General features: G+C 74.6%; 15 protein-coding genes. 5 read left to right on the top strand and 10 right to left on the bottom strand.

All coding sequences use genetic code 11. The features are described from left to right. Positions 1–57: 57 nt before the first annotated feature. Genes ACFT55_RS04135 through ACFT55_RS04180 form a run of 10 tightly spaced genes read right to left on the bottom strand, consistent with a single transcriptional unit; the run spans position 58 to position 12,319 of the window. Positions 58–351 carry a MoaD/ThiS family protein gene (locus tag ACFT55_RS04135; RefSeq protein ID WP_380241784.1) on the bottom strand — a complete coding sequence of 98 codons (294 nt, stop codon included), beginning with the start codon at positions 349–351 and terminating at the stop codon, positions 58–60. A 4-nt stretch (positions 352–355) separates the two neighbouring features. After that, positions 356–1,477 (bottom strand): GTP 3',8-cyclase MoaA, encoded by a 1,122-nt coding sequence (gene moaA / locus ACFT55_RS04140; protein WP_380241786.1) that lies wholly within the window; start codon positions 1,475–1,477, stop codon positions 356–358. Between the two features lie 4 nt (positions 1,478–1,481). Further along, positions 1,482–1,793: a DUF6457 domain-containing protein gene (locus ACFT55_RS04145; protein WP_380241788.1), complete on the bottom strand. Its 312-nt coding sequence runs from the start codon at positions 1,791–1,793 to the stop codon at positions 1,482–1,484. 17 nt (positions 1,794–1,810) lie between these two features. Next, positions 1,811–2,611 (bottom strand): molybdenum cofactor guanylyltransferase, encoded by an 801-nt coding sequence (locus ACFT55_RS04150; RefSeq protein WP_380241790.1) that lies wholly within the window; start codon positions 2,609–2,611, stop codon positions 1,811–1,813. A 15-nt stretch (positions 2,612–2,626) separates the two neighbouring features. Beyond that, entirely contained in the window at positions 2,627–3,979 is a 1,353-nt protein-coding gene (locus tag ACFT55_RS04155) for a molybdopterin molybdotransferase MoeA (protein WP_380241792.1), read from the bottom strand. 37 nt (positions 3,980–4,016) lie between these two features. Then, entirely contained in the window at positions 4,017–5,246 is a 1,230-nt protein-coding gene (locus ACFT55_RS04160; RefSeq protein ID WP_380241794.1) for a nitrate/nitrite transporter, read from the bottom strand. Positions 5,247–5,290: 44 nt separating this feature from the next. After that, positions 5,291–6,052: a respiratory nitrate reductase subunit gamma gene (gene narI / locus ACFT55_RS04165; protein WP_380241797.1), complete on the bottom strand. Its 762-nt coding sequence runs from the start codon at positions 6,050–6,052 to the stop codon at positions 5,291–5,293. Then, positions 6,043–6,744: a nitrate reductase molybdenum cofactor assembly chaperone gene (gene narJ, locus ACFT55_RS04170; protein WP_380241799.1), complete on the bottom strand. Its 702-nt coding sequence runs from the start codon at positions 6,742–6,744 to the stop codon at positions 6,043–6,045. The genes narI and narJ overlap by 10 nt, the downstream gene beginning before the upstream one ends. Beyond that, the gene (gene narH, locus ACFT55_RS04175; protein ID WP_380241801.1) at positions 6,741–8,480 is read right to left on the bottom strand and encodes a nitrate reductase subunit beta; all 1,740 of its coding nucleotides are present in this window, start codon (positions 8,478–8,480) and stop codon (positions 6,741–6,743) included. Before narH ends, narJ begins: the two co-directional genes overlap by 4 nt. Further along, the gene (locus tag ACFT55_RS04180; protein WP_380241803.1) at positions 8,477–12,319 is read right to left on the bottom strand and encodes a nitrate reductase subunit alpha; all 3,843 of its coding nucleotides are present in this window, start codon (positions 12,317–12,319) and stop codon (positions 8,477–8,479) included. Before ACFT55_RS04180 ends, narH begins: the two co-directional genes overlap by 4 nt. Positions 12,320–12,499: 180 nt before the next feature. Here ACFT55_RS04180 and ACFT55_RS04185 point away from each other — a divergent pair, with 180 nt between their 5' ends. The 5 genes from ACFT55_RS04185 to ACFT55_RS04205 all read left to right on the top strand — a co-directional run bounded on the left by ACFT55_RS04185 (position 12,500) and on the right by ACFT55_RS04205 (position 21,630). Next, on the top strand, positions 12,500–14,593 hold the full coding sequence (locus ACFT55_RS04185; protein WP_380241806.1) for a bifunctional lysylphosphatidylglycerol flippase/synthetase MprF: 2,094 nt from the start codon (positions 12,500–12,502) through the stop codon (positions 14,591–14,593). A gap of 198 nt (positions 14,594–14,791) precedes the next feature. Then, on the top strand, positions 14,792–16,156 hold the full coding sequence (locus ACFT55_RS04190) for an MFS transporter (protein ID WP_380241808.1): 1,365 nt from the start codon (positions 14,792–14,794) through the stop codon (positions 16,154–16,156). Then, positions 16,153–18,375 carry a molybdopterin oxidoreductase family protein gene (locus ACFT55_RS04195; RefSeq protein WP_380241810.1) on the top strand — a complete coding sequence of 741 codons (2,223 nt, stop codon included), beginning with the start codon at positions 16,153–16,155 and terminating at the stop codon, positions 18,373–18,375. Before ACFT55_RS04190 ends, ACFT55_RS04195 begins: the two co-directional genes overlap by 4 nt. Beyond that, positions 18,372–20,018, top strand: coding sequence for an FAD-dependent oxidoreductase (locus ACFT55_RS04200; RefSeq protein ID WP_380241812.1), 1,647 nt, complete (start codon positions 18,372–18,374; stop codon positions 20,016–20,018). Before ACFT55_RS04195 ends, ACFT55_RS04200 begins: the two co-directional genes overlap by 4 nt. Before the next feature lie 67 nt (positions 20,019–20,085). Then, positions 20,086–21,630: a DUF222 domain-containing protein gene (locus tag ACFT55_RS04205; RefSeq protein WP_380241814.1), complete on the top strand. Its 1,545-nt coding sequence runs from the start codon at positions 20,086–20,088 to the stop codon at positions 21,628–21,630. Positions 21,631–21,646: the final 16 nt, after the last annotated feature.

Below are 21,646 nucleotides of genomic sequence, written 5' to 3' on the forward strand. Positions count from 1 at the left end.
TGATCCTCGTTCCGCAGTTTTGAGGATCAAGTCAGCACGGACGATGCCAGTCCGGGGTCAGCCGCCCGCGAAGGGCGGCAGCAGGTCGAGGCTGGCGCCGTCAGGCACGACGTCGGACGGCGCGGCCCGGCGGCCGTCGAGCAGCACGCTGCACCGGGCGAGCACCGGCCCCGCCTCGGGGTCGGTCGCGGTCAGGCGGGCGACGACGTCGCCGACGGTCGCGCCCGGCGGCACGGCGAGCGTCTCCTCCGCGCGGCCGAGGGCGGCGCGCGCCGCGGCGAAGTAGCGCAGGCTGACGGCCTTCGCCCCGCCCTGCGCGTCGGTCGTCACGTCCGTCAGCTGGTCGGTCACAGAGTCATCCTCCGATGGCGCTCATGGTGCGCTCGGGCTGGGTGAAGCCCGAGCTGTCGAGGTCGGTGCCGGAGCCGGAGTCGCTCATGCCGTGCCCGGCCTGCTTGGCCCACATGGCCCCGCGCCACAGGTCGGCCAGGACGGCGTCGTCCGCCCCCGCGCGCAGCGGGCCCAGCAGGTCGGTCTCGGTGTGCGCGAACAGGCAGTCGCGCACCCCGCCCTCGGCGGTGAGGCGGGTGCGGCGGCAGTCGTCGCAGAACGGCTCCGTGACCGACGCGATGATGCCGACGCGCCCCCGGCGGCGGCCGTGCGGGGCCCCGTCGAGGTCCCGCACGACGAACCGCTCGGCGGGAGCGCCGTCGCGCGGCTCCTCGTCCGGCTCGAGGGCGAAGCGGGTGCCGAGCTGCTCGCGCACCTCCGCCGCGGTGACCATCGCCGCACGGTCCCACGCGTGGTCGGCGTCCAGCGGCATCTGCTCGATGAACCGCAGCTCGAAACCGCGCTCGAGGCACCACGACAGGAGCTCCGCTGCGTGGTCGAGGTTGACGCCGCGGACCAGGACCGCGTTGATCTTCACGAGGTCGAACTCGCGAGCCGCGGCGTCGATCCCCGCGAGCGTGCGGGCCAGGAACGGCCGGCGGGCGAGCGTGGCGAAGGTGTCCGGGTCGAGGGTGTCGAGCGAGATGTTGACCCGGTCCAGCCCGGCCTCCCGCAGGGCGGCGGCGCGGGAGTCCAGGCCGACGGCGTTGGTCGTGAGGCTCAGTTCCGGCCGGTGGGGGAGCGCGGCGCACTCGGCCACGATCTCGACGAGGTCGCGCCGCAGCAGCGGCTCGCCACCGGTGAACCGCACCTGCCGCACCCCCAGCTCGCTCGTCGCGATCCCGACGAGCCGCACGATCTCCTCGCGCGTCATCACCGAGTCCTTCGGCAGCGTGGGGAGGCCCTCCGCCGGCATGCAGTAGGTGCAACGCAGGTTGCAGCGGTCGGTGAGCGACACGCGCAGGTCGGTGGCGACCCGCCCGAACCGGTCCAGCAGGCCGCCCGTGGCAGGCCGGTCGGCGGGGAGGCGGACGTCGGGTACCCCCGCGGCGGGCAGCCGCGGCATCCCGAGGGAGACGGTCGTCATCCGATCAGCTCCTCGAGCTCTCGCCGGCGCCGCCCGGCCCCGGGTCCTGCCAGGACAGCGCGGCCGCCGTCGCGCGCTCCAGGGCGTCGGAGCCGTCGCCGCGCGCGGCCGCGAGCCCGGCCGCGTACCCCACGGCGTAGGTCGTGACCGGGGCTGCGGGGCGCGCGACCTGGTGGGCGGCGTCGCGGGCGAGGTCGAGCACGGCTCCGACGTCCACGCTGCGCGGCGGCAGCCCGAGCTCCACCTCCAGGGCGTCGACCCAGCGGTCCAGCGTGCTGGAGCCGGGCTCGGCGGCGCGGGGCGTCTGGTCGGTCATCGGGTTCCTCCCCAGCGTCATGCCCGCTCTTGCGGCGGCGCGTGCTCGGATGCGGTGGCCGTCGCGGCGGGCTCGGCCACGACGTCGTGGAGTCCTACCGTAAGGCGTCGCACGTCGTCCCAGGTGTCGACGTCCGCGCTGACGGCCTCCGCGTCGGGGACCTCGACGCACCGCAGCAGCCCCACCAGGCGCCGGACCGGCAGGCCGGACAGACCGTCCGTGCCGGCGAGAGCGTCCAGCGCCCCGCGCAGGGCCTCGTGACGATAGAGGCCGACCAGCCACTGCGCACGCCCGTCGCGGACCAGGTAGGCGCCGTCGGTGGCCGACGTGCCCGGGTCGACGGCAGCCTGGGCGGCGTGGGCGGTATGGGTCACGGCGGCCCGCAGCAGGGGCACCGCCTCGGTGGCGCGCGGCACGTCTACGGCGAGCACCAGCACCCACGCCGGCGCGGCACCGTCCGCCTGCCGCCGACCAGCCGGGTGCTCGTGCCGCCGAGCACGCTCGAGCGCGCGCAGCCCGGCGTCGAGCCCCGCCACCGGCCCGCCGAACGGCGGGTCCTCGCGGGCGACGAGCACGTCGCGGCCGGGCGGCAGCGGCAGGTCCGGCCCGACGACGACGGTGTGCTCCGCGTCGCGCGTCGCGGCCAGCGCGCGGTCGAGCAGGGTGTCGCCGTCGAGCACGACCGTCGGCTTGGGCACGCCTCCGAGCCGTGTCGCCCGCCCGCCGGCCAGGACGACGGCGTCGTAGGAGCCCGGGGGCTCTCGCGTCGGACCGGATCGCGTCGGACCGGATGGCGTCGGACCGGAGGCGCTCGTCATGTCAGGTCCTTGCCCTCAGTGCAGGCCGAAGGGCAGGTCGAGGGGAAGGACGTCGACGAGGTCGCCGGCCTCGACCTTCTCGATGTCCGGCGGCACCAGCGCCAGGCCGTCGGCGCCGAGCAGGGTGGAGGTCGCGTGCCCGCCGACGGCGCCCCGCCGCTCGTCGGCGGGCGCGACGGCGCGCTCCACCTCGCCCGACGGCAGCGTCCGCACCGGCACGACGTGCGTGCGCCCGGGCGGGCTCGGCCACGCCCCGGCAGCGGGCCGGGGGACGGCCCGCCGGGGCTCGCGACCCGCGAGTACCGCGACGGCCGGACCCACGAACAGCGCGAAGGAGACGAACGCGCTCACCGGGTTCCCGGGCAGAGCCACCCAGGGCACGCCCCGCCAGCGGGCGAGCGCCTGCGGGCGGCCGGGGCGCAGCGCGACGGCTGCGACGTCGACGTCGGACAGGCGCTCGTCGGCGGCGTCGAGCACCGCCCGAACGACGTCCGACGCCCCCGCCGACACGCCGCCCGTCGTCACGAGCAGGTCCAGGCCGAGGGCACCCTCCGGCGCTGTGCGCGGGAGGGTCGCCCCGTCCGTCGACGTCTGGTGGGCCGACCGTCCGCTCACCACGCTGTCGAGGGTGGCGCGCAGCGCCTCCGCGTCGTCCGGGACGGCACCCACACGGACGACGTCGGCCCCTGCGGCGCGAGCCAGCGACGCCAGCAGCAGCGAGTTGGAGTCAGGGATGCGGCCGGGGCTCACGGGGGTGCCGGTCGCCACCAGCTCTGAGCCCGTGGACAGCACCGCGACGCGCGGCCGCCGCCGCACGGGCAGGGTGGCCAGGCCGGCCGACGCGGCCACGGCCACCAGCGCCGGGGTCACGGCGTCGCCGGCGCGGCCGAGCAGGTCGCCGGGGCGCACGTCCTCGCCGCGGCGCCGTACGTGCGCCCGGTCCTGGCGGGCCAGGGTGACCTCGAGCTCCGACGTCGGGCCGCCCGCGACGAACCGACCGGTCGACGTCCGTTCGACGGGCACGACGGCGTCGGCCCAGGCGGGCACCGGGGCCCCGGTCATGATGCGCACCGCTCCCACCGGCTCCGCGGCCACGGGCGAGCCCGGGCGGCGGTCGCCGACCACCCGCAGCGTCGCCGGCGCGCCGTCGGCCGGCAGGTCGGCGAGGCGGACGGCGTAGCCGTCCATGGCCGCGGCGTCGAACGGGGGCACCAGCGCGGCCGCGCGGACGTCGGCACCGAGCGTGCGCCCCGGCGGCTCGAGCGCGAGGTCCGCGAGCGCCGCCTCCTGGGCGGGCAGCGGTTCCACGCGGGCCAGGACGGCGCCGACGTGCTCGGCCAGGCTCCGCAGCGTGCTCCCGGTGCTCATGTCGTCACGCTAGGCCGAAAGTGTTTCGCCCGTGCGCTCATCCGGCGTTCGCCCGCACGCGCTTGCGCACCGGGCCGAGGGTGAACAGCAGCGTGAGCAGCGCGGTGAGCGCGAGCAGCGCGAAACCGATGCCGTAGTCCCCGTTCGCGCCGTACACGGCGCCCATGATCAGCGGGGGGATGAACCCGCCGAGGCCGCCGGCGGCACCCACGACGCCCGTCACGGCGCCCACCGTCCCGGCCGGCGCCATCTTCGCCACGAGGGCGAACGTGGCGCCCGACGAGGCACCGAGCGCGGCAGCCATCCCGAGGAACGCGATCGTCGCGCCCGGGACCAGCGCGGGCTGGAAGATGACGATCGCCGCGAACACGGTGACCACCGAGAAGCAGACGATGGACACGGGGACGCCGCCGAGCCGGTCCGACAGGATGCCGCCGATCGGGCGGCAGATCACCGCGAGCACCACGAAGCCCGCGGTGCGGAAGGACGCGTCGCTGGCGCTCAGGTCGTAGGCGTTCTGCAGGAACGTCGGCAGGTACACGGAGAAGGCGACGAAACCGCCGAATCCGATGGCGTACAGCCAGGACAGCTGCAGCGTGGCGGGGATCTTGACCGTCGCCCACGTGCGGGCCAGCATGCCGCCGCCCGAGCCGGGCGTCCAGGCCGGGGAGTCGCGGAGCATGGCCCGGGACACCAGGGCGAAGACCGCCAGGAACACCGACACGATGACGAACGGCGCCCCGTCGCCCCACGCGTCCCGGATCGGCACGGTGGAGAAGGAGGCGATCGCCGTGCCGCCCATGCCGGCGCCGAAGATGCCGATCGCGGTGCCGCGGCGGGCCGGCGGGTACCAGTTGTTCACGAAGGGCACACCGATCGCGAAGGTCGTGCCACCGAGGCCCAGGAAGAACCCGCCGATCAGCAGCCAGGGCAGGCTGTTGGCGACGAAGCCGATGAACAGGACCGGCACGATGGTCAGCGCGCTGCACAGGGGGAACATCACCTTGGCGCCGAAGCGGTCCGTGAGGGCACCGATCGGGATGCGCCCGAGCGACCCGACGATGACGGGGACCGCCACGAGCACGGACACCTCGAAGTCGGACAGGTGGTACAGCTGCCCGTAGCTGTTGCCCAGCGGGCCGAGCAGGGCCCACGCCCAGAAGCAGATCGCGAACCCGGCCGTGGCGAGGGCGAGCTGGGTCGTGTTGCCCTGCACGGCGGTGGTCGCCGGGGCGTCGGTCGGTCCGGGTGTCGCTGCCGAGGTCATGGTTCCTCCTTCGAGGCGGACGGGTCGTCCGGGGTGTCAGGGGGTCAGCGGGGCGGGGTCGTCGTCGGGTCCCAGCCGCGCCGCGGGGCGCGCGACGTCACGGACGCCTCGCGGGAGCGGTAGACGACGTAGGGCCGGAACGGGTACTGCACGGGCGCCGAGAACGCGTGCACCAGCCGCGTGAACGGCCACAGCGCGAACAGGAGCATCGCGGTCACGATGTGCACCTGGAACGCGGCGGGCACGCCCGCCATGAGCACCGGCTCGGGCTGCAGGTACCAGAGCGAGCGGAACCACGGCGAGATGGTCTCGCGGTAGTCGTAGCCGTGCCCGCCGGCGAGCAGCTGGGTCTGGACGGTCGCCCACGCGCCCGACAGGAGCGACCCGGCGAGGAACACGTACATGAGCTTGTCCGTGCGCGTGGTCGCGAGGAACACCGGACCCGTCGAGCGGCGGCGGTAGATGAGGATCAGCAGGCCGGCGACGGCCACGAGAGCCGCGAGCGAGCCCATGGACGTGGCGATGAAGTGGTAGAAGCTCTCGCTGACGCCGACCGCCTCTGTCCACGACTTGGGGATCACCAGGCCCAGGAAGTGCCCGAGGACCACGAACAGCAGCCCGAAGTGGAACAGGGGCGAGCCGTAGCGCAGCAGGCGCTTCTCGTACAGCTCGCTGGAGCGCGTGGTCCAGCCGAACTTGTCGTACCGGTACCGCCAGATCGATCCCACGACGAGCACCGCGAACGTCACGTAGGGCAGCACGACCCACAGGATGATCTTGTCGGCCGTCGCATCCGTCAGGCCCATGGCAGGTCCTCTCCCTCGTCCCCGTACCCGCTCAGTCCGACCAGCTCCGCCGGTGGTCCGGCCGCCACCAGGTCGGCGACCCGCTCCGCGGTGGCGGCGTCGACGGGAGGCAGCGTGAGGCACACGGCCTCGACGGCGGCCGTCCACGGTGAGCGCTGAGCGGCCAGGGCCGAGCGCAGCACCTCCAGGCCGTCGCGGTGCGCGGTCAGCAGCGCGGCGGCGATCCTCGCCCCGTCCGGGCCGCCGCGGGCGGACAGCTCGAGCACCGTGGGCAGGTAGTCCGGCAGCTCGTCGCCCGTGGTCTCGAACCCGGCGGCGCGGTAGGCCTCGACGAACCGGACCAGGGCGGCGCCGCGCTTCCGGGTGTCCCCGGCCGCGTAGTACGACAGGTACATCGCGCACCGCCGCTTGAGGTCGAACGTGGCGACGTAGTCGGCCTGCAGCGCGTCGGGGTCGCCGTCCAGCAGGGTCGTGGCGAGGCCGGAGAGCCGGTCCCGGACGGGCTCGGGCAGCCCGCCGACGGCCTCGCGCACGGTGCGGGCGGCCGCGCGCGTCGCGTCGTCGGGGTAGGCGAGCAGCAGGCTCGCGGCCATGTGCGCGACGGCGCGGTCCGCGTCGGGCAGCGGCACGGGCGCGAGCGGGTCGAGCCGGCGCGCGCGCACCCCGGGCCTGGGCAGGAACGCGAGGATCATCGGGCACCCCCGGTGAAGCCGTCGGAGGAGTCGTCCGCCGCGTCCTGGCGCCCCCCGGGCAGGGTGCCCGGGTCGCCGGGGCGCTGGCCGCCGCCGTCGTCGTCGGGCGGGAACAGCCCGTCCGGACGGCCGTTGCCGTCCCAGTTGAGCAGGTTCACGCGTCCGGGCGTGGACGGCCCGTACGGCGAGTCCGCGGTCTGACGGGCGGCGAGGGCGTGGAAGTTCTCCACGGCGACGGGGACGGGGGTGCCCGACGACGTCCCGAACGGCCCGGCGCCGCCCATGCCCGGCCCGCCCTCGAAGTCGAGGGAGCAGGCCATCTCCTCCAGCTCGCGCGCCACCTCGGTGTGCGCGGTGGGGATGACGTACCGCTCCTCGTACTTCGCGATGGCCAGCAGCCGGTACATCTCTTGCACCTGCTCGCCCGTCATGCCCACGGCGGCGGCGTGCTCCTCGGGGAACTCGCGGCCCAGGTTGACCTCGCGCATGCCCGACCGCATCGCGGCGAGCCTGCGCAGCACCCGCTCCACGGGCGCGGTGTCGCCGGCCGTGAACAGCCCCGCGAGGTACTCCAGCGGGATGCGCAGCCGGGAGATGGCGGCGAACAGGGTGCGGCCGTCCTCGCCGTCGTTGCCCGAGCTGGCCACCACGTCGACCACCGGCGACAGCGGGGGGATGTACCAGACCATCGGCAGGGTGCGGTACTCCGGGTGCAGCGGCAGCGCCACCTCGTAGTCGTGGATGAGCTTCCAGATCGGCGAGCGCTGGGCGGCCGCGACCCAGTCGTCCGGGATGCCCTCGCGGCGGGCCGCGGCGACCACCTCGGGGTCGTGCGGGTCGAGGAAGACGGAGCGCTGCGCGGCCAGCAGGTCGTGCTCGTCCTCGATGGCCGCCGCCGCGCCGACCTTGTCGGCGTCGTACAGCACCAGGCCGAGGTAGCGCAGCCGACCGACGCACGTCTCCGAGCAGACGGTGGGCAGCCCGACCTCGATGCGCGGGTAGCACAGCGTGCACTTCTCGGCCTTGCCGGTCTTGTGGTTGAAGTACACCTTCTTGTACGGGCAGCCCGTGACGCACATGCGCCAGCCGCGGCACTGGTCCTGGTCCACGAGCACGATGCCGTCCTCGACCCGCTTGTACATCGCGCCCGACGGGCAGGAGGCGACGCACGACGGGTTGAGGCAGTGCTCGCAGATGCGCGGCAGGTAGAACATGAACGTCTGCTCGAGCTCCGTGGCCACGTGCTCGCTCATGTGCTTGAGGATCGGGTCGTCCTGCATCGTGGCCGTCGAGCCGCCGAGGTCGTCGTCCCAGTTGGCCGACCACTGGATGCTCATGTCGTCGCCCGTGAGCAGCGACTTCGGCTTCGCGACGGGGGTGTTCGGGCCCTGCGGGGCGTTGAGCAGCATGTCGTACTCGTACGTCCACGGCTCGTAGTAGTCGTGGATCGACGGCAGCTTCGGGTTGTGGAAGATCGACGCGAGCTTCTTGGCCCGGCCCCCGGCACGGAGCTTGAGCTTGCCGCGCTTGGTGCGCACCCAGCCGCCCTGCCAGGTCTCCTGGTCCTCGTAGGTGCGCGGGTAGCCCAGCCCGGGGCGGGTCTCGACGTTGTTGAACCAGACGTACTCGGTGCCGGTGCGGTTCGTCCACGCCTGCTTGCAGGTGACCGAGCAGGTGTGGCAGCCGATGCACTTGTCGAGGTTCATCACCATCGACATCTGCGCCATGACCTTCACGAGTAACGCACCTCCTGGGAACGGCGCCGGATCACGGTGACCTCGTCCCGCTGGTTGCCCGTGGGGCCGAGGTAGTTGAACGCGAACGTGAACTGCCCGTACCCGCCCGCCAGGTGGGTGGGTTTGAGCAGGATCCGCGTCAGCGAGTTGTGGATGCCGCCCCGCAGCCCCGACGCCTCGGAGAGCGGCACGTCGACGGTGCGGTCGGTGGCGTGGTGCATGTAGACGGTGCCCTCGGGCATCCGGTGGGAGACGACGGCACGGGCGACGACGACGCCGTTGCGGTTCACCGCCTCGATCCACTCGTTGTCCCGGACGCCGATCTTCTCGGCGTCCTGAGGGCTCATCCACACGTTCGGGCCGCCCCGCGAGAGCGACAGCATGAACAGGTTGTCCTGGTACTCCGAGTGGATCGACCACTTGGAGTGCGGCGTCAGGTACCGCACCGCGACCGCGACCTGGTCGGCGCTGCCGCCGGTGCTCGTGCCGTCCGCGGTACTGCCGGGCACGGGCGAGTCCCCGTACAGCCGGTGCAGGTCCAGCGGCGGCCGGTAGGTGGGCAGCTGCTCGCCGAGCTCGATCATCCAGTCGTGGTCGAGGTAGAAGTGCTGGCGGCCCGTCAGGGTGTGCCAGGGCTTGAGCCGCTCCACGTTGACCGCGAACGCCGTGTACCGCCGTCCGCCGTGCTCCGAGCCCGACCACTCCGGCGACGTGATCACCGTGGTGGGCCGCGACTGCACGTCGGGGAACGTCACGCGCTTGCCCTGCTCGTCGAGCGCCAGGTCGGCCAGACGGCGGCCGGTGCGCTTCTCCAGGTTCTCGAAGCCCTGGACGGCCAGCCGCCCGTTCGTCGTGCCCGACAGCGCCAGGATGGTCTCGCACGCGTGCGTGTCCTGGTCCAGGCGCGGTCGGCCGGCCGCGGGGCCGTCCTGCACGACGCCGTTGCGCTCCCCGAGGCGCCGCACCTCCTCGTCCGGCAGGTAGGCCACGCCCTTCGTGACCATGCCCTTGGTGTCGGTGAGCGGCCCCAGGGCGGCCATGCGCGCCGCGAAGGCGGGGTAGTCGCGCTGCACCACCTGCAGCCGCGGCATCGTCACGCCGGGCACCAGCTCACGCTCGGTGACGGGGACGCCGGAGTCCGTGACCGTCCCGTGCGGCATCGCCAGCTCGTCCGGGGTGTCGTGCAGCAGCGGTGTGGCGACCAGGTCCTCGCGCACGCCGAGGTGGGTCTCCGCCAGCTCGGACACGCGCCGCGCCAGGGTGTGGAAGGTGTCGAAGTCGGTGCGGGTCTGCCACGGCGGCGCGATCGCCGGGTTGAAGGAGTGCACGAAGGGGTGCATGTCCGTGCTGGACAGGTCGTGCTTCTCGTACCAGGTCGCCGCCGGCAGTACGACGTCGGAGTACAGCGTGGTGCTGGTCATGCGGAAGTCCATCGTGACCAGCAGGTCGAGCTTCCCGCGCGGGGCCTCGTCCCGCCACGTCATCGAGCGCGGCCGCCGGTCGGGGGCGTTCTCCGCGGCGAACACCGCCGAGTCGGTGCCCAGCAGGTGCTTGAGGAAGTACTCGTTGCCCTTGCCGGAGGAGCCCAGGATGTTCGCCCGCCACACCGTGAGCACCCGGGGGAAGTTCGCCGGGTCGTCCGGGTCCTCGCAGGCGAACCTGAGCGTGCCCTGCTTGAGCTCGTCGACGACGTGCTGCTGCGGGTCCTTGCCCGCGGCGCGGGCCTCGTCCACCAGGTCCAGCGGGTTGCGGTCGAAGGTCGGGTAGCTCGGCATCCAGCCGCGCTGCGCCGACTCGACCAGGGAGTCCGCCGTCGTGCGGCCCGCCAGCCGTCCCGGCGCGAGCGGCGACGCGAGCGCGTCGGCAGGCATCCCGTCGTACCGCCACTGGTCCGTGGCCAGGTAGAACCAGCCCGTGCCGATCATCTGGCGCGGCGGGCGCACCCAGTCGAGGCCGCCCGCGTACTGCGCCCACCCGGTGATGGGCCGGCACTTCTCCTGCCCGACGTAGTGCGCCCAGCCGCCGCCGTTGACGCCCTGGCAGCCGGTGATCGTCGTGAGGGTGAGGAACGCGCGGTAGATCGTGTCGGAGTGGAACCAGTGGTTCGCCCCCGCGCCCATGATGATCATGGACCGGCCGCCGGAGTCCTCGGCGTTCTGCGCGAACTCCCGCCCGATCTGCGCGGCGGTGTCCGCCCGCACGCCCGTGATCTCCTCCTGCCACGCCGGCGTGCCGGGGCTGGACGCGTCGTCGTAGCCGGTCGGCCACTCGCCCGGCAGGCCGAGCTCGCGGCGCTCCACGCCGTACTGCGCCAGGAGCAGGTCGAAGACGGTCGTGACCAGGTGGCCGCCGACGCGCCGGGTCGGCACGCCGCGGGTCAGGACCCCCGCGCCGCCGAGGTGCGCGGCGCGCGCCGGGTCCGCGCCCGAGGCGTCGGGCACGACGTCGAACCGCGGCAGCAGCACCGCCGCGGTGCCGGGTGCTTCGGCCGACGACGGCGCGTCCGCCACGGACAGCAGCGGGTCCACGTCGCCCAGGTCGAGGTTCCACCGTCCCTCGCCGGCCTCGCCGTACCGGTCGGCGAGCGTGCCGTTCGGCGCGACGACGCGGCCGTCCGCGTCCAGCAGCACCGTGCGGAACTGCGCGTTCGCCGAGGTGGACGCCCCCGGCAGGGTCGCGTCGTCCAGGTCGCCGGCGGTGAGGAACTTGCCCGGCACGTACGCCCGCTCGCCCGACCCGGCGTCGCGCTCGTCCAGCCGCACCAGGAAGGGTGCGTCCGCGAACCGCTTCAGGTAGTCCGCGAACCGGGGCGTCCGGCGGTCCACGAGGAACTCGCGCATGATGACGTGCCCCATCGCCAGGGCCAGCGCACCGTCCGTGCCCGGCTGCGGCGCCAGCCACTGGTCGGCGAACTTCGTGTTGTCGGCGTAGTCGGGGGAGACCGACACGACCTTCGTGCCGCGGTAACGCGACTCGGCCATGAAGTGCGCGTCGGGGGTGCGGGTCACCGGGATGTTGGAGCCCCACATGATGAGGTAGGAGGAGTTCCACCAGTCCGCCGACTCGGGCACGTCCGTCTGGTCGCCGAACACCTGCGGAGACGCGACCGGCAGGTCCGCGTACCAGTCGTAGAACGACAGCATGGTGCCGCCCAGCATCTGCACGAACCGCGCGCCGACCCCGTGCGACACCATCGACATCGCCGGGATCGGGGAGAAGCCCGCGATCCGGTCCGGGCCGTGCGCCTTGATCGTGTGCACGTGCGCCGCCGCGACGATCTCCGCCGCCTCGTCCCACGTCGCCCGGACCAGGCCGCCCTTGCCCCGCGCCGACTTGTACGCCCGCGCCGTCCCGGGGTCGGACGTCACCCGCTGCCACGCGAGCACCGGGTCCCCGCCGACGGCCGCCTTGGCCTCGCGGTACGCCTGCAGCAGCACGCCGCGCACGTACGGGTAGCGCACCCGCGTGGGGGAGTAGGTGTACCAGGAGAACGCCGCCCCGCGGGGGCACCCGCGCGGCTCGTACTCCGGGGAGTCGGGGCCCACGGACGGGTAGTCGGTCTGCTGCGTCTCCCACGTGATGATGCCGTCCTTGACGTACACCTTCCACGAGCACGAGCCCGTGCAGTTCACGCCGTGGGTGGACCGCACCACCTTGTCGTGCGACCAGCGGTCGCGGTAGAAGACGTCGCCCTCCCGGCCGCCCTTGAGGAACAGCTGGCGCAGGTCGTCCGAGACCTCCCCCCGCCGCAGGTGCTTGCCGAGCCGGAGGAGGGACTCGGCCGCCCCGGTCGGGGGTGCCGATCCGACGGTGCTGGCGTGCGGGCGGGTGCTCGACATGCGTGCTCCTGGGTGCCGTGGCTGACGGGTCGCTGCTCGCATCATCTGCCCCGGCATGAGGCACCGCACGTCGTAAAACCCTGTCGTGCGGGATCCGCACGGACCGAGCCTGTGTCGTGCCTCACGGGCGGTCCCGGGCTACGTTGCGAGCACACACCCGCGCGACTCGGGAGGCCGTGCATGGCGTCGAGCAGCCTCGCTGCGGTCCGGCTGACCCGCCGGATCCCCTTCACCCTCGCGGTCGTGGGCACGATGCTCGTCCTCGGCATCGTGACCGGCGCCCTGTGGAGCCCGTTCGCCGAGCACCCCTGGTTCGACGACGTGGCGTTCGGCGCCCCCGCGCTCGCCGACGGGCGGTGGTGGACGCCGGTCACGGGGTCGTTCTTCGCCCTGAGCCCGTGGGAGTACCTGCCCGTGGCGGGCGTGTTCCTGCTCCTCGTCGGGTGGGCCGAGCACCGGCTCGGGACGCGCCGCGCCGCGCTCGCCGCCTGCACCTGCCAGGTCGTCGGCGTGGTCGGCACCTCCCTCCTGCTCGCCCTCCTCGCCCGCACCGGCTGGGCGTGGGCCGTGCGCGTCGGCGGCGAGCTCGACGTCGGGTTCAGCGCCGGCGTCGTGGGCGCCGCCACCGTCACCGCCCTGTCGCTGCCGGCGCCGTGGCGCACCCGCGTCTCCGGGGCGATCGCGGTCTACGTCCTCGTGGCGCTCGCCGTGTGGGGCGGGATCGCGGACGTGGAGCACCTGATCGGGTGGCTGACCGGGCTGGCGGTCGCCAGGCCCGTGCTGGGACCGCGGCTGGGCTCGCGCACCCCCACCGGCCGGCGGCAGCGCGACCGCGGCGCCGCCGCGGGGTACTTCGCGGTCTCGGCGCTGCTGGTGGTGCTGGCGGGCTTCACCTCCGGCTCGACGGCGGGGCCGCTCGGGACGGTCGGGAGCGACGACTGGCCCACCGGGATCGTCGCCGTCACGGTCGACGTCGTGCTCGCCCTCGGGCTGCTGCGCGGTCGCCGATCCTGGTGGCGCGTCGCGATCGTCCTCACCGCCCTGGGTGCTCTCACGGAGACCCTCCTGCTCGTCGGCGGGCTGGTGCTCGACACCCCGGGCCTCCCGGACGACGTGCCGCTCTACGTGCTCTCCCTCGCGCTGGACGGGGGCGCGCTCGCCCTGCTCCTCGTCCGCCGGTCCTCCTTCCGAGCCCGCCGCCGCCGTGGCCCTGCCGCCGGGACGCGTCTCGACCAGGACGACGCGCGCCAGGTGCTGCGACGCCTCGGGGCCGGGCAGCGGCTCGCCTGGATGACGACGTGGGAGGGGAACGAACGCTGGTCGCCCGACGACCACGACGGCTACGTGGCGTTCCAGCTGCACGCGGGGGTCGCCGTCGCGCTCACCGACCCGGTGGGCGCGGGCCCCGCCGGTCGCGCCGAGCTCGTCGACACCTTCGTCGACGCGGCCGCGGCCGCGGGCGTCGGGTCCTGCTTCTTCTCCTGCGGTCCCGAGGTCGCGGCCCTCGCCGCCGACCGCGGGTGGACCGTCGTCCGGGTGGCCGAGGAGGCGGTGATCGACCTGCCCGGCCTCGAGTTCCGCGGCAAGAAGTGGCAGGACGTGCGGACCGCGCTCAACCAGGCGGCGAAGCAGGGCGTCGAGCACCGGATGGTCACGCTCGCCGACGAACCGCCGGAGACGCTCGCGCAGGTACGGAAGATCTCCGAGGCGTGGCTCGGCGACAGCGACCTGCCCGAGATGGCGTTCACGCTCGGCGGAGTGCGCGAGGCGCTCGACCGCGACGTGCGCGTCGGCCTCGCCGTCGACGGTGACGGCCAGGTGCACGGCGTGACGAGCTGGCTGCCCGTGCACGCGCCGGGTGGCGACGTCGTGGGCTGGACCCTGGACGTCATGCGCCGGGCGCCCGGCTCGTTCCGCTACACCATGGAGCTGCTCATCGCGTCGGCCCTCACGACGTTCCGCGACGAGGGGGCGCTCGAGGCGTCGTTGTCCGGCAGCCCGCTCGCCCAGGGCGCCGGGGACGACGCGCGAGCGCCGAGCGGCGTCGACGTCGTGCTGGACCGGCTCGCCGCCACCCTCGAACCGCTCTACGGGTTCGACTCGCTGCACCGGTTCAAGCTGAAGTTCCAGCCACGCAGCGTCTCCCTCAGCCTCGTCGTGCCGGAGCCGGGCACCCTGCCGCTCGTCGGTCTCGCGCTGGTGCGCTGCTACCTGCCCGACGTCCGTGCCAAGGAGCTGGTCGCCGCCGCACGGTCGTCACGCGGCGCGAGCTGACCGCCGGGGCCCCTCCCCGGACGCCCGGGGCTCACAGGCCCTCGGTGGTCCCTGTGCGTTCGTGCTCACGTGTATTTCACGCCTCCACGACCAGCGTCGAAACACCCTCTTCCTAGCGTCGGGGTACCGGCCCGACGACGCGCCGGCGGCACCTACCCACCGCCCGCGTCGTCGGGCCCGCGCACAGGAGGACACGCGATGGCTGCTCCGACCACGGCCGTCCCGGCCCACGACGCCGCGCCCGGGGGCACCGCCACCGGGTCGCGCTCCCGCCCGGGCCGCTGGATCGACGACTGGCGGCCGGAGGACCCGGCCTTCTGGGCCGGCGGCGGGCGCCGCGTCGCCCGGCGCAACCTGGCCCTGTCCGTCTTCTCCGAGTTCCTCGGCTTCTGCGTGTGGGCCGTGTGGTCGATCGTCGTGCCGCAGCTGCCCGCGGCCGGCTTCACCTTCACCACCGACCAGCTGTTCTGGCTCATCGCCGTGCCGTCCCTGGTCGGCGCCACGCTGCGCATCCCGTACACGCTCGCCGTGCCGGTCTTCGGCGGCCGCAACTGGACGATGGTCTCCGCCACCCTGCTCCTGATCCCGACGCTCGCCCTGGCGTTCGTGGTGCAGCGGCCGGAGACGTCGTTCGGCGTGATGCTCTTCGTAGCCGCGCTCGCAGGCTTCGGCGGCGGCAACTTCGCGTCGTCGATGGCGAACATCTCGTTCTTCTTCCCGGAGAAGGAGAAGGGCGCGGCGCTCGGCTGGAACGCGGCCGGCGGCAACATCGGGACGGCGGCCGTCCAGCTCGCGGTGCCGCTGGTCATCACGGCAGGCGCCGGGGTGGCGCTGGAGCGGGCCGGGCTGATGTTCGTCCCCTTCATCGTCCTGGCCGTGCTCCTCGCGTGGCGGTTCATGGACAACCTGTCGGCCGCCAGGTCCGACCCCCGGCAGTTCGCCGTCGCGGTCCGCGAGCCGCACACCTGGATCATCTCGTTCCTCTACATCGGCACCTTCGGCTCGTTCATCGGGTTCTCGGGAGCGTTCCCCACGCTGCTCGCGGGCCAGTTCCCGGACGTGACGCTGTCGCTGGCGTTCATGGGTGCCCTGGTCGGCTCGGTGGCGCGGCCGCTGGGCGGCATCCTCGCCGACCGGGTCGGGGGCGCCGTCGTGACCGTGACCTGCTACGCCGTGATGATCGTCGGCGCGGTCGGGGCCATCACCGCGCTGGGCGGCCACAGCTTCGTCCTGTTCTTCTCCTCCTTCATGCTGCTCTTCGTCGCCACGGGCGTCGGCAACGGGTCGGTGTACCGGATGATCCCGGCGGCGTTCCGGGTGGCGGGCGGCGCGCGCGACCTGGCGGCGACGGCGAAGGCCGCCGCCGGGTGCATCGGCATCGCGGGTGCGGTCGGCGCGTTCGGCGGGTTCCTCATCCCGCGCGGGTTCGCGCTGTCGACCTCGATGACGGGTTCGATCGTCGCCGCGCTGTGGGTGTTCGTCGGGGCGTACGTCGTGATGGCGGTCGTCACCTGGGCGGTCTACGCGCGGCGCGGCTCGCGGATGGCGGCGGCCCGCGTATGACGACGACGCCCGACGCCGCGGCGGTCGCGAGCCACTGCCCGTACTGCGCCCTGCAGTGCGGCATGGACCTCGCGCCCGCCGCGGCGGCGCCCGCCCGGTCGCTCCCGGTGACGGTGACGCCGCGCGCGTTCCCCACCAACGGTGGCGGCCTGTGCCAGAAGGGCTGGACCAGCGCCACGGTCCTGCGCGCCCCCGACCGTGTCACGACGCCCCTCGTCAGGGGCGCCGACGGCGTGCTGACCCCCGCCACCTGGGACGACGCGCTCGGGCTGGTCGCCGCCCGGGTGACGGCGATCCAGGCCGAGCACGGCCCCGCAGGCGTCGCCGTCTTCGGCGGCGGCGGCCTGACCAACGAGAAGGCGTACGCGCTGGGCAAGTTCGCGCGCACCGTGCTGCGGACCCCGTTGATCGACTACAACGGCCGGTTCTGCATGGCGTCGGCGGCCGCGGCGGGCAACCGGGCCTTCGGCGTGGACCGGGGGATGCCCTTCCCGGTGACCGACCTCGCGGGAGCGGACGCGATCGTGCTGCTCGGCTCCAACGTCGCCGAGACCATGCCCCCGTTCGTGCAGCACCTGGCGGGCGCGCGGGCAGCCGGCGGGCTCGTCGTCGTCGACCCGCGGCGCTCGGCCACGGCCCGGCTCGCGGACGACGCGCAGGGCGTGCACCTGCAGCCCGTGCCCGGCACCGACCTCGTGGTGCTGCTCGCCCTGCTGCACGTCGTCCTCGCCGAGGGGCTGGCCGACCGGGAGTACCTCGCGGCCCGCACCACCGGCTTCGACGACGTCGCGCGCTCGGTCGCGGCGTGGTGGCCCGAGCGGGCGGAGACCGTCTGCGGCGTGCCGGCCGAGGAGCTGCGGCACGTCGCCCGGCTGCTCGCGGCGGCGTCGCCGGGGCGCGGCGGCCGTGGGGCCTACCTGCTCACGGGCCGCGGCGTCGAGCAGTCCACGCAGGGCACTGCGACGGTGACGGCGGCGATCAACCTCGCGCTCGCGCTCGGCCTCGTGGGGCGCGTCGGGTCCGGCTACGGCTGCCTGACCGGGCAGGGCAACGGCCAGGGCGGCCGGGAGCACGGCCAGAAGTCCGACCAGCTCCCCGGCTACCGCAAGATCGACGACCCGGTCGCCCGCGCCCACGTCGCCGCGGTGTGGGGCGTGGCGCCCGAGACGCTGCCCGGGCCGGGCCGGCCCGCCGTGGCGCTGCTGCGCTCGCTCGGCACCCCGGGCGGGCCGCGCGCGCTGTTCGTCCACGGCTCGAACGTCGTGGTCTCCGCGCCGGACGCCGACCGGGTGCGCGAGCGGCTGGCCGCGCTCGACCTCCTCGTGGTGTGCGACACCGTGCCGTCCGAGACGGCGCTGCTGGCCGACGTCGTCCTCCCCGTCACCCAGTGGGCGGAGGAGGAGGGCACGATGACGAACCTCGAGGGGCGCGTGATCCGGCGGCGGCAGGCCACCACGGCGCCGGGCGAGGCGCGGTCCGAGCTGTGGATCCTGGCCGAGCTGGCGCGCCGGCTCGGCTCGACGGTCCACCTCGGCACCGACCCGGCCGAGGTCTTCGACGAGCTCGCCCGGGCCTCGGCGGGCGGCCCCGCCGACTACTCCGGCCTGAGCCACGCCCGCCTGGACGCCGCCGAGCGGGCGGGGCAGGCCGGGCTGTACTGGCCGTGCCCGGCACCCGACGGCGGGGAGGGCGAGCACCCCGGCACGCCGCGGATGTTCCTGGACGGCTTCGGGACGCCGGACGGCCGGGCGCGCGCGGTCGTGGTGGACCACGTCGGCCCCAGCGACGACGTGCGCGCGGACGCCCCCACCTACCTCGTGACCGGCCGGGTGCTGCAGCACTACCAGTCCGGCGCCCAGACGCACCGCGTCCCCGAGCTGGAACGGCTCGTGCCGGAGCCCTACGTGGAGCTGCACCCCCAGCTGGGCCTGCGGGTCGGTGTCGCCGACGGGGCGCGGGCGTGCCTGACGTCGGCGCGCGGCACCGTCGAGGCCACCGCCCGCTGGACCGACGCCGTGCGCCCGGACACCGTCTTCATGCCCTTCCACTGGAGCGGCGCGGGCAGCGTCAACCGCATCACGACCGACGCGGTCGACCCCGTCTCCGCCATGCCGGAGTTCAAGGTCTGCGCCGTGGAGGTCACGCCCGCCCCGGGCGTCCCGGAGCCCACCGGTCGCGACGCCTCGCGCTCGCACGAGTCGCAGGAGGTTCCCGCATGAACCCGTCCGACACCTCGCTGCGGGTGCCGCAGCGCGTCGTGGTCGTCGGCCTCGGCATGGTCGGCGCCCGGCTCGCGGACGAGCTCGCACGCCGGGACGTCGACGAGGCGCTCGACGTCACCGTCCTCGGCGCCGAGCCCTACGAGCCGTACAACCGCGTGCTGCTGTCCGACGTCGTCGCGGGACGCACCGACGTCGCCGCGATCGCGATGCCGCTGCCCGACGTCGCCCGCACCACGGTCCGCCGCGACCTCGCGGCGGTGGCCGTGGACCGCCGCGCCCGGGTGGTGCTCACCGCGGACGGCGCCCGGCACCCCTACGACGTGCTGGTCCTGGCCACCGGGTCCGCGCCGCGGGTGCCGTCCGTCGCGGGCCTCGCGGCGGCGGGAGGCGGGATGCCGGCCGGGGTGCACGCGCTGCGCACGCTGGACGACGCCCGCGAGATCGTCGCCGCCACCGTCAACGCCCCACGCGCCGTGGTCGTGGGCGGGGGCGTCCTCGGCGTCGAGGCGGCGCACGGGCTCGCGGGGCGCGGGCTCCTGGTCACCCTCGTGCACCCGGGGGCGTCGCCGATGGAGCGCCAGCTCGACGTCGAGGCCGGCGCCGTGCTGGCGGACGGGCTCGAGGCGGCTGGGGTCACGGTGCGCACGAGGGTGCGGCCGAGCGAGGCGCTCGTCGTCGGCGGGCACGTCGTCGGCGTGCGGCTGGCCGGGGACGTGCGCGAGCCCGGGGAGGTGGTCGCCGCCGGCCTCGTCGTGCTGGCCTGCGGCACCGTGCCCGAGACCGGCCTCGCCGCAGACGCGGGGCTCGCCGTCGACCACGGCATCGTCGTCGGCCCCGACCTGGCGAGCGTCAGCGACCCGCGGATCTTCGCCGTCGGCGACTGCGCCCAGCCGCCCGAGGGCTCCCGTGGCCTGGTCGCTGAGGGCTGGGACCAGGCGCGTCGCCTCGCCGAGCACCTCGTGGCCCGGGCGGCGGCGTCGTCCCCGGCCCCGGTGGTGGCGGCGCGCGCGCCGGCTCCTGCGCCGCGCGAGCACCTGCGGCTGCCTCTCGACGGCACCCAGCCGTCGATGGCGGTGCGGCTCGGTGCGCTGCTGTCCTCGCGGGCCGCCACGGACCGCGGCATCGAGACGCGCGGCACCGACGTCGTGAAGGTCAAGGCGGGCCCGCTGAGCGTGGTGTCGATGGGGGTGTCCGGGACGCGGCGCGACCACCGGCCCGGGCAGCGGACGGTCCGCCTGGCCGACCCCGTGGCCGGCCGCTACGTCGAGGCCGTCGTCGCGGACGGCGTCCTGGTCGGGGCGACGTGCGTCGGCGACGCCCGGGTGGCCGCCGACCTGACCGCGGCGTACACGCGTCGCACCCCGGTGCCGGCCGACCCGGCCTACCTGCTGCTCACCCCCGTCATGGGAGCGCCGGCGCCCGCGACCAGCCCGGAGCACATGCCCGACGACGCGACCGTCTGCCGGTGCAACGGCGTCACGAAGCACGACATCGCGTCGTGCGTCGCCGACGGCGCGGAGACGGTCGACGACGTCGCCCGCGCGACCCGCGCCACCACCGGTTGCGGCAGCTGCAAGGACGCCGTGTGCGGGCTGGTGGACTGGCTGGCGGCGGTGCAACGTGTCTCGGTGGCGACCTGACCCGCGTTGTCCACAGGTCCCGACCGAGGCTCTAGAACACGTGTTCGAACGTCGCTAGGCTGGGGTGATGACGACGCGCCGACCCGCAGCAGCCTCGCGGCTGGATGTTGCGCTGGATGCTGCGCTGGATCGCGCGGCAGACGAGCAGGTCGCGGTGAACGCGGCGGCGGGTCGGCGCACGGTCGCGCTGGCCGAGGTGCTCGCCTCGACGCACGAGGGAGCGATGCTGGACCTCGAGGTGGAGCGGGTGGTCTCGGCGTCGGAGGAGCGTCGGGGTTCGGTCGCGCACCGGGCTCTGGTGGCAGAGGTGGCGTGCTCGCTGGGGGTGAGCGAGCACGTCGCGCAGGGGTGGCTCGCCGATGCGGACGTCCTGGCGGTCAAGGCGACGGCGACGTTGGACGCGCTGTGCGCGGGGGCGATCTCGTACCAGCACGCGGCCAGGCTGGCGGACGCGGTCGCGGACCTGCCTGCTGCGGCAGCCGCTCAGGTGGAGCGGGCGGTGCTGGGCCGAGCACCGGGTATGACGGCGGCCCGGTTCCGCGTGCTGGCCCGCGCCACGCGCGACCGGCTGCACCCGGTTCCTGCCGAGGTGCGGCGGGAGGCCGCGCAGCTCAAGGCCGACGTGTGGGTGGACGACGGCGCCGACGGGATGTCCTGGCTGGCCGCGCACCTGCCCACCCCGGTAGCCCGCGCCGTGCACGACCGCCTGACCTGCACCGCCACGCGAGCGAAGGGGGCTGGCGACCCGCGCGGGGTCGGGCAGCTGCGCGCCGCCACGTTGACCGCGCTCGTGCTCGACGGCAGCGACATGAGCGGCTCGCACCACGCGGGCGACCCGGGTGGCCCGCCAGGCCGGGACCCTGCTCCCCGGCACGCACCATCGGTCAACCCGGGCCCGCCACCTGACCTGTCACCTGACCTGCCACCTGCCCTGCCACCCGACCCGTTGGCCGTCCTGGCCCGCACCGTCCGGCCGGTGGTCCACGTGACCGTGCCGGTCAGCACCTTGACCGGTGCGGGCGAGGGATCAGGCCTGCTGGACGGCACGACCCCGATCGACGCGGAGACGGCACGCCACCTCGTCGCGCGCGCCCCCACTCTGCGGCGGGTGCTGACGGACCCGGTCACCGGGGCGATGCTCACCGTGGACCGGCGCAGCTACGTCGTGCCCGCCGAACTGCGCGCCTTCCTCACCCAGCGCGACCTGACCTGCCGCTTCCCCGGCTGCCGCGTGCCCGCACGCCGCTGCGACATCGACCACACCACCGCATGGGCAGACGGCGGGGCCACCGACGCGGGCAACCTCGCCTCGCTGTGCCGCAAGCACCACACCCTCAAGCACGAGTCCCGCTGGCACGTCGAACAGCTCGGGGCCGGCGTCCTGGCCTGGACCTCACCCCGCGGCCGCACGTACCTCACCAGCCCTGGCACCGCCGACCACACCCTGGTCCAGCTCGACGCCTGGGCCACCGAGGCCGACCACCTCGCCCACCAGGCCTCGCTCGAACCTCCCACCGACGAGCGACCACACGAGGCCGCCACGACGAGTGGCGCGATACCAGTCGAACCCGCCACCCACGCCGAAGGTGACGACGGCGACCCCACGTTCTGATCGGAGGGGCGGCCGG

The sequence above is a fragment of the Isoptericola sp. NPDC057191 genome (assembly GCF_042670225.1).
GTDB lineage: Bacteria > Actinomycetota > Actinomycetes > Actinomycetales > Cellulomonadaceae > Isoptericola.